Genomic DNA, 13,813 nt, shown 5'->3' with positions numbered 1-13,813 from the left:
TTATCTTTTGGCTGTCAAGTTTTAATGGTATCTTACAACGACCAGGAATTATTAATTATTTATTGTATTACTATGCAAATTTATAGGTTAAAAGTGACAAAGTTGGGACATAATTGTAAATACTTAAATTTTCTAAAAATTCGCTTCCAGTAAAACCTGCAAATATACAAGTTAAAATTTTTACTTAAAGCTATACTAGTTCTCGGTGCGAGACTTCAAAGCTTTACAGAGACTGATATATGTAAATTTCTATTTGCACTCACTTGCAAAATAGGGTGTATTTTTTCGTAAATATGAACTAAATGCTCCTAGAAATCTACGATAAGCCCATCACTATATTGCCCCAATTGCTGTAATATTTGAACCTCCATAACATGGTTTAAAATAGCACACTGCCGTAATCCTTATCGATTCCATAGAGCTACACTTTACAATTCAAAATTTACAGAAATATTGAAATATTCAGTTTGACTTTTGATGCATTATTTAAGATTTAAATAAATTCCTGTCGCTGCTAAAAAAACAATTTATTTAGTAAAGTCACCAAAGTTTGGGCTTACTAAAGATGTAATTAAAATCATCGTTGGTGATATAAAATTTTGTATAATTATTGCTCGTACTAAAGAATTATTAATAAATGAGGTTACAGGATTTTGTTGAGTAAAGTTTCAGAAAAAAAGATACATTTTGTTAGATGGGTCCTTGTAACTGGATGGCTATTGTTAATTTTATCCCTATTTTATGACCCAATTACCCAATATCTAACAGATCCAAATAACTCACTATCTCCATTTAGAGATCAACAACTGAGTGAAAATCCCCCAATAAATGTTTTAGTACAGGGGAATCCATTAAAACAAAAGCCTTATCCAATCGGAGCAAGAATTTTCTGGGGTATGACTGTTCCCAGTGCAATTATGATTGTGTTAGTTTTTGGACATGAAACTTGGAGGCGTATTTGTCCTTTATATTTTTTATCCCAAATTCCTCGTGCTTTAGGATTAAAGCCCAAGTTAGACGTACATAAAAATAATTGGCTAATTCGCAATCATCTTTACTTACAATTTACTTTCCTATTTATTGGTTTAAATTTTCGGATTTTATTCACTAACTCTGCTCGAATCATTTTAGGTTTATTCCTTCTGACTACAATTTTCTCAGCAATCTTAGTAGTCTTTATATATGGTGGTCGTACTTGGTGCCATTATGTGTGTCCATTTGGTCTAGTCCAAACAGTTTTTACCGGTCCAGGTGGTTTATTGGGAAGCGACGCTTATACTGCACCACCAAGAAGCATTACTCAGTCCATGTGTCGCGAAGTAGACAAAACAACTACTAAAGAAAGAAGTGTTTGTATTAGTTGCAAAGCTAATTGCATAGATATTGATGCAGAAAATTCTTACTGGAATGACCTCAAAAAGCCAGGACGTAGATTTATCCAATACGGTTATCTTGGATTAGCTATTGGTTATTTTGTCTATTATGGGTTGTACGCAGGTGATTTTAATTATTACTTCTCTGGTGCTTGGACTCATGAGAAGAATCAGCTAGGAACTCTTTGGGATCCAGGATTTTACATATTGGGTCAGGCAATTAATATACCGAAAATCTTTGCTGTTCCTTTAACTTTAGGCTTTTTTGTCATTATTGTCTATTTTGTTGCTAGGAAACTAGAAAAGACTTATCGTGCTTATCTCAGAAGACGTCACTCCAATATAAGTTCCGAACAAGTATTGCATAAGACCCTATCTATTTCTACTTTCATTGCTTTTAATGCTTTTTTTATCTATGGTGGTCGTCCGGAGATTCTTCGTCTTCCCCATTGGTTACAACTAGTTTTTAATGCTTTTGTCGTGCTGGTTAGCACTGTGTGGTTGGCTCAAACTTGGGGACGTAGTTCCGAGCAGTATGAAAAAGATGCCCTAGCTTACAATTTACGCCGCCAACTTAAAAAGTTACCAATTGATATTTCCTCATTTTTAAATAATAGTTCTCTTGACGACCTGACATCTAACGAACTGTTTGTGTTGAATTCTGTTTTACCTCAATTCCAGCGTAGAGATCGTTTGCAAATTTACAAAAGAATATTACAAGAAGCTTTAATCCAAGGGAATATCACTCCTGCAGATACTTTTGAAGTTCTCAAAGAACTGCGCCAGCAAATGGATTTAAATGATGATGAACACTATTTCGTCTTATTCGATATCACTGGAGAAAATCCATCTGCCGCTTATCTTAGAGATTCTCAATCAGAAACAATCATTACATTTAACCCATAGTGGTATTGACAAATTTTTTCAAGCCTTAGGTTGTCACAAATCGCTAAAATCGGTATTTTGTAGAAAGCCTGAGATGATGGTTTTTGTTTTTCATTTGTACTATGTCCTTCAGGATAGCAATTGGACTCTTGAAGATAGGCCTCCTGTTATACATTTGATATCTATTCACATCAAAGAAGGGAGGGAATATGTCCTTTCAAGGGTAGGTTTTTTGGAATCTCTAAAATAGTTGAGAAAATTCTCAATTTTTTAAGGTGGTTTTATAATTTCAGGATTTAAGCATCACCTAAAATATTCAAAAAATGACTTAGTCATTTTTTGACTAAGTACAGAATACCTGCCTATCAGAGAGAAATATTTCAGGAAAAATACATTAATAATCCATTTACCCTTATTAGCGTTACTAAAATTGAAATAATTATGAAAATAATAGCTTTTAATCACTTAACAGGAGTGTTAAAAGAAAGTGTTATCTCACCAAAAAGAGGAAATCTACAACTATACTTGATTGGAAGATATCCCGGTTGTGACTTAATTCTCAACAGTCCAAAAGTCAGCCGTGTCCATGCTATTATCCTTAGATTTGAAGAAAACTACTATTTTATTGACCTTGCTAGTAGTAATGGTTCGCGTATTAATAATCAAGGAGTAGAGTTCAAGCAAAAATATATTTTAAATGCTGGTGATACAGTTCGAATCAGCGATTTCGTCATATTGTTTGAAGAAATTAATCATAAATCACAACCTTACTGGTTTTTAAAACCAAAAAATACGAATACTTCCAAAGAGGCAACTCTTAATAGTAATGATCAATTAATACTTCATTGCTCTCAAGTTATAGATGAAACCCACGATGTTAAAACTTTTCGCTTAGTTTCTTCTCAACCAAAATTATTTGATAATTACAAACCAGGTCAGTTCGTGACCTTAGATTTAGAAATTAATGGTAAACCAGTAAAACGTTCTTATTCGATTTCTTCAACTCCTTCACGCCCTCATAATTTGGAAATCACTGTTAAGCGAGTCCCTTCACCAGCAGATGCACTTAATATTCCTGCTGGTTTGGTTTCTAATTGGTTACATGATCGCTTTACCGTTAACTCCCCCTTGAAAGTCAGCCCAGCAATGGGAAATTTTACTTGTTTTGATCATACTAACGAAAAACTCCTGTTTATCTCAGCAGGTAGTGGTATCACACCCATGATGTCTATGTCTCGATGGTTATACGATCTAAAAGCAGATGCTGATGTAATCTTTATTCATAGTGCGAAAACAGTAAGAGATATCATTTTTTGCCAAGAACTGGAGTTGATGGCATCAAGATACCCCAAATTTCAACTAGCTATTACCTTAACTGGTAGCCATCATCCAACTTGGTCGGCTTATACTGGTAGACTCAATAAGTCAATGCTACAAAAGATCGCTCCCGATTTTAAAGAACGTACTGCATACGTTTGCGGTCCTGATGGCTTTAGAAGCAATGTTAAAGAAGCACTCAAGGAAATTAAGTTCCCGATGTCTTCTTACCATGAAGAAAGCTTTGGCTCAGCAAAAAAGCAAAAAAAAGTTTTGTCATCAGCAAAACCAGAGATTCAAAGACAATCTGAATTTTTTTGCGCAAACACAATACAAGCTACTACCTCCAAGATAGTTGACCAAGCTTCAAACTCTCAAATTACAGATGTTGTAGTTTTTACTAAATCTCAGAAAGAAATTGTTTGCGACCCAGAAGAAACTATTTTAGAAGCTGCTCAACGGGAAAGAATTGAATTACCCTATGGATGTAAAATGGGAGCCTGCGGTCAATGCAAGCTATATAAGCTTTCTGGAAAAGTACTTTACGAAGAAGATGTAAACTGTGAAGAAGACCATGTTCTTACTTGTATAGCTAAAGCCAAGGGACGGGTAATAATTGAGGACTAATTGGCTTTAAAACTATCTTCTCACACCCCTACTAGATAAGCTTTACAGAAAGAAAAATTTCCCTCAACTGGATCCATATTGAATTAATTACCCTTCGTAAAAGGGTATCAGTATCCATGCAAATTGCTTCAAGTCACAATTCTACAATGCCTCTATCTCTATGATTGAATGCATAAAGCTTGATGAGTGGTGCGCTTGCAGTGCACCACCCCTTTAATCTTAAGATTAGATGTGCTTGCCTTGGGAAGGTAACAACGCTTCCTGTAAAAGTGGGGCAGGATTTTATAAAGAAACTCTAATACCCACGAGCAAGCTCATGGACTTTAAGCCTACCCCATTTTAGAAGAAGTATTTGTAAAACAGATTATCGCTAATGCTATACAGATTCTTAGAAAAGTTATGAGTAAGTTCTTAACACCTAAGAACAAGCAGTTTATTGATAAAGATTAATCTTTCAATCTCCACATATCAGGACGCCAGGGTGGCTTCTCATACTGTCCTGCAGTGTGGTCAAGACGGCTCTTATATGTTGAACCTTCAAAAGTCACCTTAGTGCCTTTTTTATAAGAAGTCCCTGCTTTCCAAGGCAGTATATTTTCAGCAGGTTCTGTAGGATCTGGTGTTGGAGTTGGTGCATTACCATTGCTATCACCAATAATAATATCTGAACATGCATAAAAGGCTTCTGGACTTAGAGAACGCTGCCAAATCATGTATATGATAGCTCTACTTCCTACCTCTCTATCATCTGGCAATTTGGTAGAAATTACATATTTACCATTAGCAGTATCCTTACCATCTGTGGTAGTTATGCCTTGTGCATCAAACAAGGGGGTTTCTTCCAAGTCATTCCATGTCAAGGGTTGTGTTGCCGGGTCAAATCCTTTTTTGGTGATATATCCCCTCATATACTTAACTGCGTGCGGTGTTGCTCCCCTATAGATAAAATCGAAATTGGATCCTGTCGGTATTATTTGCGCTGGCCAATCACCACGTACAAGATCTAATCCTTTGTACTTCTCTCTACCAGCACTACATAATTGACCATCAGGAATAAGCTCCCGATGACGACCATTGGCATCTCTGATATTAACCTCATGCCAATCATAAAATGCCTGTGTTCCCCCAACGTCAACAGCTTCCTCACATGCATCTGACTTGGGATTTTCTGGATTTTCCTCAAAACATACGTACGAGCGACTCTTTGGGAATTCCGGTGCCCCATGCCCTTGCACTGGTTTTGGCTCGAGAACTGACCCAAGCAAGACCACTCCGCCGACTAAGGCTCCACATACTACTCTATTGAACGCTTTCATTCATTTCTCCTTCCAATTTACTTTTCCTCTCAAGGGCATTAAATATTTAGCAAGATTAGCATCAAAGGAAAAATAAAACCCACAACCCATATCTCTAGATATTTAGCATATTTTAGCGAAATATAAACCCAGAAGAAGATATTATATAGACGCAGAATCTACTAGCTGATAACTAGTAATTTTCTATACTTAAAATTATTAAATAACAGTCAATTAAAGTGCTTAATTAAGTGTATACACGGATTTGGAATAGCATAATGTTTCCCTATGTAGATATGCGAGATAATGACGTAAGCGTGTGTTTTTCCCTTCTACGTTTCTAAGTCAATATTATTACTTTAGATCGCCTTCATCAGACTATGTAATTAGGTTAGGACATTGATGAACGCTAAACCTATAACTGGTAAATTTTGCTGTGCTAACGCTCCATAATACTTACGGTACGCTTTCGCTAGCCGTTAACACCGGAATTACGTTTGTGAAGTTAGTCAGAGCCTGCGGCGTCGGCAGATCTGTTCGGAACGTAGCGCAGCGATAGGTAATGTAGTTATAGCCTCTAGCTGCACTACCTACGGTTCCGGTATAGAATACCTGTGGTAGGCTTACGCTGCTCACTAAGTACTAATGACTTACGCATAGCACCATATCGCTTAAGATATTGCTCGTAGTATAAAGGTTTTAAGAGTTCAAATTATCTTGTAAGCGAAATACTTATATATAACTAATTTTGGTAGAAACGGCAAAATTTCTCTAGACTCTTGTTTCTCACCAGAATATCGATGCTTTAGTTCGAGGAAGCCTCTCCATTAAGCATCATTGATATCGACATGAGGTTTTAAACAAACTGGAACACTTTGCTTTTGTGCATCTGTAATTGCTTTTTTAATATTTTGCTGAGGTTCAGTTTTCTGTGTCGAAAATATTTCGCTGCTTTGGATGTTGTTTAGGTATTTATTTACAATCCTCCATAACTCTGGAAATATTACACATTAACATACAGGGTGACTATGCCGGATAACTATGTGAGAAAAAGTATTCATACCCATAATAAGGTAAATTGCAAAGAAACCCTTACCAAGAAACGAAAAAGACACTGTGTTGCCTGTCGTTTGTTTAAAAATTATTGATAAATAGAATATAAAAAAAAGCAACAAAAAAGCAAGATTTTTAAGAATGAGCGTGAAAACCAACAATACTTGTAATATAGTTTACACTATACTTGCATGAGTGAAAGTGGTCTGGGAGGTCTGCCACCAAGTAATTTTTTCTTCCTTTATGATTAAGATGTAGTGCATTTATCTATATAATTAATCCCTCAAGTTCATAAACTTGTTTCCAACTCGTTATTGAGCCCAAAAATACACCTAGAATTATTTGAAGTTCTTCATATAATTAGCCTTTAATTAACCTTGATCAATCAGCTTTACTGCCAATGCTTTCCTTGCCTCGCATACACTTGGAGGCAGAGTAATAAATTTCTGCATCATTTGTATGAACTTTGAGAATCTCAGCTATTATCATTGTTATAAATATCTTTGCTCTATGATGATTTAATAAATATTTCGTTCCTTTGAAAACATATCAGTAGGTAAAAATAGATATCAATATAACTGAACATAACAGATTTAGATACCTTGTCCTTTGACAAAATATTTCAAGCATGATAATTTCTCAATCGAATAAATAAGAATCATATTTATTTTTTATGAATAAATTATATTGAAAATGTTATGTTGAAAACATCTAAAAAAATTGATTTTCATCAAACGTATAGGATTAATGAAATATACGATTAGTAAATTATTGTTCAAAATTTGTTGAATATTTTATTGGAAATTTGGAACGTTAATTACTAAATAGTTAAATTTAATACATAAAAAATAAAGTATTGGAACCATGATAAATTTAATCAAACCTGGTGTTTTATTTTTTTTCCTTTTAGGAAGCTTGCCATTTTTAAACACCTGGAAATTACAACAGGTGAATGCTACTCAAACCCAACAAGTAACTGTTAGGTTTGCTTCAAAAGTAGGCGATACCCCTTTCAGTTGTGATAGTAATTACAATTTAGGAAAATCTGCTACCACTACGAAAATTGCAGATTTCCGCTTTTATATTTCTAATATTGCTCTAATTGATGCTAATGGTAAAATTGTTCCCCTAAACCTTACCCAAGATAATAAATGGCAATATCAAAATGTAGCCTTAATTGATTTTGAGGATAAAACAGGTGCTTGTACCAATGGAACCACAGAAATAAGAAATAAAGTTGTTGGTACAGTTCCTAAAGGTAATTACAGAGGTTTACAATTTACTTTGGGTGTTCCATCTAATCTCAACCATGAAGATTCTACCCTGGCACCTTCACCCTTAAATCTCACTTCTTTATGGTGGAATTGGCGCTTCGGATATAAGTTTGCCCGCATTGACCTAAAAAACCAAGTTGTTTCCCAAAATCCGCATTCACAGCAGAAACATAAAGACAATCATAGAAATGCAGCTAAATCTCAAGGTTTTCCTATCCACTTAGGTAGTACGGGCTGTCAAGCAGAAACTTCCAGCCAAAAACCTCAAACTGAATGCAGTAATCCTAACAGATCAATTATTTCCTTTACCAACTTTAATCCAGCTAAAAATGTAGTCATTGCAGATATTGGTAAACTGCTGGAAAATACCGATCTAAACAAGAATCAAGCAGATACACCTGCGGGCTGCATGTCAAGTCCTGATGATAATGACTGTAGAAATCTTATGGAAAGTTTTGGTATACCTTTTGGCAGTGATACTACAGTAAAACAAACTTTTTTCCGAGTTGAGTGAATGGTTGTCAAAGTATAGTAAAACCAATGAGATATAACAGGAAACGTTACTTTGTTCTGACAGTAATTTTTGCATTGACATTGTGCTTATCTACTGGTTTGAGTCGAGTTTTATCTGCTTCTGGTTCGACTAATACTTATACATGGGATATTCCCAATTGGCTCCCCGAACCAGTTGTCCCTGCTGATAACCCTATGACAGCGGAAAAAGTAGAACTCGGAAGAAATTTATTTTATGAGCAACGCCTTTCTGTTAATGGTAAATTTTCCTGCGCTTCATGTCACATTCAAGCCTTAGCTTTTACTGATGCAAAACCTGTTGGAGTGGGAGCAACTGGGGAAAAGCACCCACGAAATACCATGAGTCTAGCTAATATAGCGTATAACTCCGTACTTACCTGGGCTAATCCAGGAATGAAACAATTAGAAGGACAAGCTTTAGTTCCCATGTTTGGGGAACATCCCGTAGAAATGGGTTTAGCAGGAAAGGAAGAGGAAGTTCTCCAGATATTACGAGACGATAGTAATTATCAAAAATTATTTGCTGCTGCATTTGGAAAGGGTAATAATATTAATATCAATAACTTAACCAAAGCGATCGCAGCTTTTGAAAGAACTTTAATTTCTGCAAATTCACCTTACGATCGCTATCGGTATGGAAATGACAAAAATGCAATTTCTGCATCTGCGAAACGGGGGGAAGCATTATTTAATAGCGAACGCTTAGAATGTTTTCACTGTCATGGTGGTTTTAACTTTAGTGACTCAATCAAACATAAACGCTTAGCGTTTGAGGAAATTGCTTTTCACAACACTGGGCTTTACAATATCGATGGTAAAGGTGCATATCCGGGTAAAAATACTGGCGTGTATGAAATGACCCATGAACCATCTGATATGGGCAAGTTTAAAGCACCCACATTGCGAAATATAGCTCTAACTGCTCCCTATATGCATGATGGTAGTATTGCAACTTTAGAAGAAGTTATCGAACATTATGCAGCTGGTGGTAGAACGATTCATGTTGGTAAAAATGCTGGGGTAGGAAGTGAAAATCCTCTCAAAAGTCAATTCATTTCTGGTTTTCAATTAAATCCAAGGGAGAAGCAAGATTTATTAGAATTCTTGCAAAGTTTAACGGATAAGTCGTTTATTACAAATTCTAATTTTAAGATTCCCGATAACAAAATTAGGAATCCCGAAAGGTAATTGGAAAAAACTAGATCGCCAGTAGTAATACTAAGTCTGGGTTAATTACCCCTTTCTAGAATGAGAGAAGGAAGTGTGGGAGGTGTGGGAAGTGTGGGGGGAAATTCCAAAAAATATAAAGGGGTTTTAAAAATCAGATTTGGTATAATAATTTATTACCGCACATCTCTATATCTTCCGATCCTGTTGCACTAGCATCGGTCGCTAACAGTGCTATCACCACGATGCTGACAAATGGGTGAAACACACCTTGTTTCCTCTAGGATCATCCAAGTCCTCAAAATGAACTGTCAACTCATTCTGAACTTAGGCTATCTAACTTTTTATATCGAATTCGAACGAGCACGTGCAACAAAGCTGTCGCGATAAAGATAATTGCTGCGGGGATAGTATAAAATAATTGTCTGCCTTTAGTTAGTGGAGAATAACCACTTGCTGCTCCTACATAGGCAAAAAGAAAGTAAAGCCAGATATACCATATCCCACTTACATAAATTAATTTGCTAAAACTATCAGATACACCTTTACTCACTTCATCAAAAATACTTGAGTTTACCAATTCCATAACTGCAAATATCATAATAATCAAATAAGCAATCCCACCTGTGAACCAAATATAACCGGGTACTTGTTTAACCCGAAGTTGTACGAAGACAAATATCCCAAAAAGGTGAACAAGATGAGAAATACTCAGTATTAGCCACAGATACCGGCGATAATTTTCTATCCATAGCGAATATTCCTGAAGCCTTTGAATATAAGAACAAGGTTTCGATACAAATACTAACAAAAATGGTACTACTGAAGTAACAGAGGTGAATCTTAAAACAGTTCTAATGGTTTGTTCATTTACACCCACATAGAAAATTAAACCTGTAATTAATAGGATAAAAAGAGAGCTAGCAATAACTAAACTCCAGCCAACGAGCGATGAATTTTTCATAGGATTCAATACTCAATAATTGTCTGTAGTTACTGAGTTTAGTTCGCTTGGTGTTTATCCGTCTTGTCTATTCTTCCGAAAAATATCGCAATCTTCCATTGACCTAACAGATCGTAGAACTATAATGAATTTTTGTATGCTTTGGGTGTAATTCCCAAGTGTTGACGAAAAACCCTGGTAAAATGACTCTGACTCTGATAGCCAACCTGGTGACAAGCTTCTACTATACTTAGATCGCCTCGAGCAAGTAGCTTTTTAGCGCGTTCGAGCCTACATTTAGTCACATATTGGTGAGGTGTAAGTCCCGTAGATTGCTTAAAAAGGCTAGCAAAATAGTGAGGACTCATTTGAACCACGTCGGCTAATTCGGCTAAGCTAATACTTCGGTCAATTTGTTCATTGATATAAGCAATTATTTGTCTCAATTTATATTTTGACAATCCATCTGTATAATTTACTAACTCATATTGGCGATCGCGTGATGCATATCTACTAATCAAATGTACTGAAAGAGCAGTAGCCATTGATTCAGCATATAAACGGCTATCTATTCCACCTGACTCAAGTTCTCTTTTTAGTTCCAAACCAATTTGTTGAATCAAAGGATCGCGAAGTTTAAATCGCGGTATGATTTCGATTTTACTGACATCCACTGATTCCCAAGCAACTTGTTCGAAAAATCTTGTTTCTAGGAATAGGGTAATAAAAGCAGCTTGACGATCGCACTGGGATTTTGGTGCAATTTGATTCGCAGGAAATATACCTATATCCCCACTGGTATAGCAATCATCATGCCAATGACCGTTCACCATTCGTCTTGCTTGAAAACATCCTAAATAAATGCTAATAAGGTGCTGTGCAAAAGAACATTCAGGTATTTCATGAGCTGGTTGTCGATGGTAGAAAAAGCGAATTGCATTCCAGTTGACCTCGTTACTAGTGAGTGTAGGCGATTGAACTAGAATCTTCTGTAAGCAATCCTTCTGTACCGCATCAATAGTTATAATTCGTTCGCTTTGCATCAAACTTATTCCTTATTAGAATAGCTAAGTTTACACTCAGAGAAAGCCGGTCGATTGACAAAACGATATTTACAGAGAATTGAACAACTCAATAAAATTAGTTTTTCCCGTTACTAATTACCAATTATTCACCCCTAGCTTAGTTTTTCATCGCCAAAGTCAAACCATCGCCGATAGGTACCATACTCAAATTAACTCGTTCGTCCTGATGTAATTTTTGATTTAAAGCTCTAATTTTCTTTGTTCTGTTATCTTCGATCGCAGGGTCTGCAACTTTTCCCGACCATAACACATTGTCTATAGCTATCAAACCACCAGGACGTACGAGTTGCAAAGCTCTCTCATAATAATTATCGTAGTTACTTTTATCAGCATCAATAAAAACAAAATCGAATGTTTCCGCTTCCCCTGCTTTGAGTAACTTATCTAATGTTTCCACCGCTGGAGCAACATGCAAATCGATTTTATGGCTCACACCGGCTTTCTGCCAATAGCGACAAGCAATTGATGTGTACTCCTCATTAATATCACAAGCAATAACTTTACCATCACTAGGCAGAGCTAAGGCTACAATCAAAGCACTATAACCAGTAAATACACCAATCTCTAAAGTTTTTTTTGCACCCATCAATTTTACTAGCAGAGCCATAAATTGTCCCTGTTCGGGGGAAATTTGCATAATCCCCATTTGATGCAAACTCGTTTCTTGGCGTAACAGAGTCAAAATATCCGGTTCTCGCAGAGATACCGAAAGCAAGTATTCCCGTAGATTTTCTCCCAAGCCTAAGGTTCTAATTGACATTTTTGCTGCTTTTTTTAAATAACCAGTTTGTAATTCTATTAGAATTAGAACTCGTTCACTACAGTGTGATATTTATACAATATGTCATTTATTATTCTTACACTTCACTGTATGTATAAGATTTATTCTTTGTATAAGAAAACTGAAAAAATCAATTAGTTTAACTATTCATAAGAAAAGAAAATTGCCGCACATACAATTAAACCCAACAAAATCAAAGGAACCCAAAGGTTATTTACTTGGTACATACCCTTCAGAATAATAATTTACAGTGATTCTAACTTTAAATTGTCCGCAAACCTTGACGAATAATTTCTATTGCCTGAAGTAACACTAAATTGCTTTAGATAAGCATTTCCTGTTTTTTTTGTCACTAATTTTTGTACTATAAAGCATTAGAAAAAATAATTATAGTCATTGAGAAGTTTCTGAAAATATTATAAAATAAGTAAATTAACATACAATTTCAAAATCAACTATATGCATGTTCAGGGGGTAAGATGAGCCGTCCGATAATTCTTGGTATTGTTGGTGACAGCGCTGCAGGGAAAACAACTTTAACTAAAGGTATTGCTCAGGTACTCGGTCCGGAAAATGTAACGGTAATTTGTACGGATGATTACCATAAATATGACCGACAACAACGAGCAGAAATAGGTATTACAGCCGTTCACCCTGACTGCAATCATCTCGATATTATGCAACAGCATCTATCGTTGCTAAGAACGGGACAGCCAATTCTCAAGCCAATTTATAACCACAAAACAGGCTGCTTCGATCCCCCAGAATATATCAAGCCTAGTAAATTTGTGATTATTGAAGGATTATTAGGTTATTCAACCCGTGCTGCTCGCGATTGCTATGATGTCAAGGTTTATCTCGCACCACCAGAATCTTTACGCGCTCAGTGGAAAATCAAACGGGATACTCAAAAGCGAGGTTATTCTCCAGAGGAAGTACTCGAACAACTAAGAAAAAGAGAGCCAGATTCTGAGGCTTATATTCGTCCCCAACGTCAATGGTCGGATATTGTTATTAGCTTTTATCCTCCAGAGGAAGATCCTGTTCGAAATAATGGACAATTAAATGTCCGATTGGTATTGCGTCCTACCATTCCCCACCCAGATTTCACTGAGATTATCCAATCAACTAATGGTACTTCCATGTCTTCTATTCGTTTAGGGTTGGATAGAGATATGAGTAAGCCTGTTGATGTATTGGAAGTTGACCGTCATGCAAACTTAGAACAGGTCAATAAGTTAGAGCAAATTATTTGTTCTGATATGCCAAATCTTAAGAGTGTTTGCGACCGCGAAAGTAATCCTGAGTTGGGTAAAATAGCTGGTACTACAGGTGAGACTTTGCAAAGTTATCCGCTGGCTTTAACTCAGTTACTTATTACCTATCACATGCTCAAAGCAACTCACAGTATCGGTATTCCAGTATCGGCAGTTTAGATTAATCAGTACGAAATTATATAGGAATCCGATTTGAATTTTA

9 protein-coding genes and 1 pseudogene are annotated in these 13,813 nt (G+C 36.0%); 5 read left to right on the top strand and 5 right to left on the bottom strand.

Going from position 1 to position 13,813, the window contains the following annotated elements; translation table 11 throughout:
• The first annotated feature begins 653 nt into the window (after nucleotides 1-653).
• Together BC008_RS31110 and BC008_RS31105 are read left to right on the top strand one after the other, a co-directional pair.
• Nucleotides 654-2,279: a 4Fe-4S binding protein gene (locus BC008_RS31110; protein WP_058184184.1), complete on the top strand. Its 1,626-nt coding sequence runs from the start codon at nucleotides 654-656 to the stop codon at nucleotides 2,277-2,279.
• Nucleotides 2,280-2,699: 420 nt separating this feature from the next.
• Nucleotides 2,700-4,202: an FHA domain-containing protein gene (locus BC008_RS31105; RefSeq protein WP_058184183.1), complete on the top strand. Its 1,503-nt coding sequence runs from the start codon at nucleotides 2,700-2,702 to the stop codon at nucleotides 4,200-4,202.
• Between the two features lie 446 nt (nucleotides 4,203-4,648).
• Here the strand turns inward: BC008_RS31105 and BC008_RS31100 are convergent, their stop codons facing one another.
• Nucleotides 4,649-5,437, bottom strand: a complete 789-nt coding sequence (locus tag BC008_RS31100) for a lytic polysaccharide monooxygenase (protein ID WP_161938185.1) — start codon at nucleotides 5,435-5,437, stop codon at nucleotides 4,649-4,651.
• Nucleotides 5,438-5,740: 303 nt separating this feature from the next.
• Nucleotides 5,741-5,842: pseudogene (locus tag BC008_RS48750) on the bottom strand (IS1 family transposase); the annotation flags it as partial.
• 1,572 nt (nucleotides 5,843-7,414) lie between these two features.
• On the opposite strand from BC008_RS48750, the gene BC008_RS31095 reads away from it, so the two are divergent.
• Together BC008_RS31095 and BC008_RS31090 are read left to right on the top strand one after the other, a co-directional pair.
• Entirely contained in the window at nucleotides 7,415-8,338 is a 924-nt protein-coding gene (locus tag BC008_RS31095; RefSeq protein WP_058184181.1) for an MbnP family copper-binding protein, read from the top strand.
• Nucleotides 8,339-8,364: 26 nt separating this feature from the next.
• Nucleotides 8,365-9,546: a methanobactin export MATE transporter MbnM gene (locus tag BC008_RS31090; RefSeq protein ID WP_027843935.1), complete on the top strand. Its 1,182-nt coding sequence runs from the start codon at nucleotides 8,365-8,367 to the stop codon at nucleotides 9,544-9,546.
• Between the two features lie 295 nt (nucleotides 9,547-9,841).
• On the opposite strand, the gene BC008_RS31085 is transcribed toward BC008_RS31090, so the two are convergent.
• The 3 genes from BC008_RS31085 to BC008_RS31075 all read right to left on the bottom strand — a co-directional run bounded on the left by BC008_RS31085 (nucleotide 9,842) and on the right by BC008_RS31075 (nucleotide 12,313).
• A complete protein-coding gene (locus BC008_RS31085) occupies nucleotides 9,842-10,489 on the bottom strand; it encodes a hypothetical protein (protein WP_027843936.1) in 648 nt (215 codons plus the stop codon).
• 119 nt (nucleotides 10,490-10,608) lie between these two features.
• Complete coding sequence (locus BC008_RS31080) at nucleotides 10,609-11,511, bottom strand: helix-turn-helix transcriptional regulator (protein ID WP_027843937.1); 903 nt, start codon at nucleotides 11,509-11,511, stop codon at nucleotides 10,609-10,611.
• A gap of 139 nt (nucleotides 11,512-11,650) precedes the next feature.
• On the bottom strand, nucleotides 11,651-12,313 hold the full coding sequence (locus BC008_RS31075; RefSeq protein WP_027843938.1) for a class I SAM-dependent methyltransferase: 663 nt from the start codon (nucleotides 12,311-12,313) through the stop codon (nucleotides 11,651-11,653).
• 500 nt (nucleotides 12,314-12,813) lie between these two features.
• Between BC008_RS31075 and BC008_RS31070 the strand changes: the two genes are divergently transcribed.
• Nucleotides 12,814-13,770 carry a phosphoribulokinase gene (locus BC008_RS31070; protein ID WP_027843939.1) on the top strand — a complete coding sequence of 319 codons (957 nt, stop codon included), beginning with the start codon at nucleotides 12,814-12,816 and terminating at the stop codon, nucleotides 13,768-13,770.
• Nucleotides 13,771-13,813 lie beyond the last annotated feature (43 nt).

This window comes from Mastigocoleus testarum BC008, assembly GCF_001456025.1.
GTDB lineage: Bacteria > Cyanobacteriota > Cyanobacteriia > Cyanobacteriales > Nostocaceae > Mastigocoleus > Mastigocoleus testarum.
Note: the sequence above shows the minus strand (reverse complement) of the source record. Positions and strands in the feature narration are given on the sequence as shown.

Coding starts and splice junctions, on each gene's coding strand:
- BC008_RS31105 (WP_058184183.1), top strand. CDS start 2,700: ATGAAAATAATAGCTTTTAATCACTTAACAGGAGTGTTAAAAGAAAGT.
- BC008_RS31080 (WP_027843937.1), bottom strand. CDS start 11,511: ATGCAAAGCGAACGAATTATAACTATTGATGCGGTACAGAAGGATTGC.
- BC008_RS31085 (WP_027843936.1), bottom strand. CDS start 10,489: ATGAAAAATTCATCGCTCGTTGGCTGGAGTTTAGTTATTGCTAGCTCT.
- BC008_RS31075 (WP_027843938.1), bottom strand. CDS start 12,313: ATGTCAATTAGAACCTTAGGCTTGGGAGAAAATCTACGGGAATACTTG.
- BC008_RS31070 (WP_027843939.1), top strand. CDS start 12,814: ATGAGCCGTCCGATAATTCTTGGTATTGTTGGTGACAGCGCTGCAGGG.
- BC008_RS31090 (WP_027843935.1), top strand. CDS start 8,365: ATGAGATATAACAGGAAACGTTACTTTGTTCTGACAGTAATTTTTGCA.
- BC008_RS31095 (WP_058184181.1), top strand. CDS start 7,415: ATGATAAATTTAATCAAACCTGGTGTTTTATTTTTTTTCCTTTTAGGA.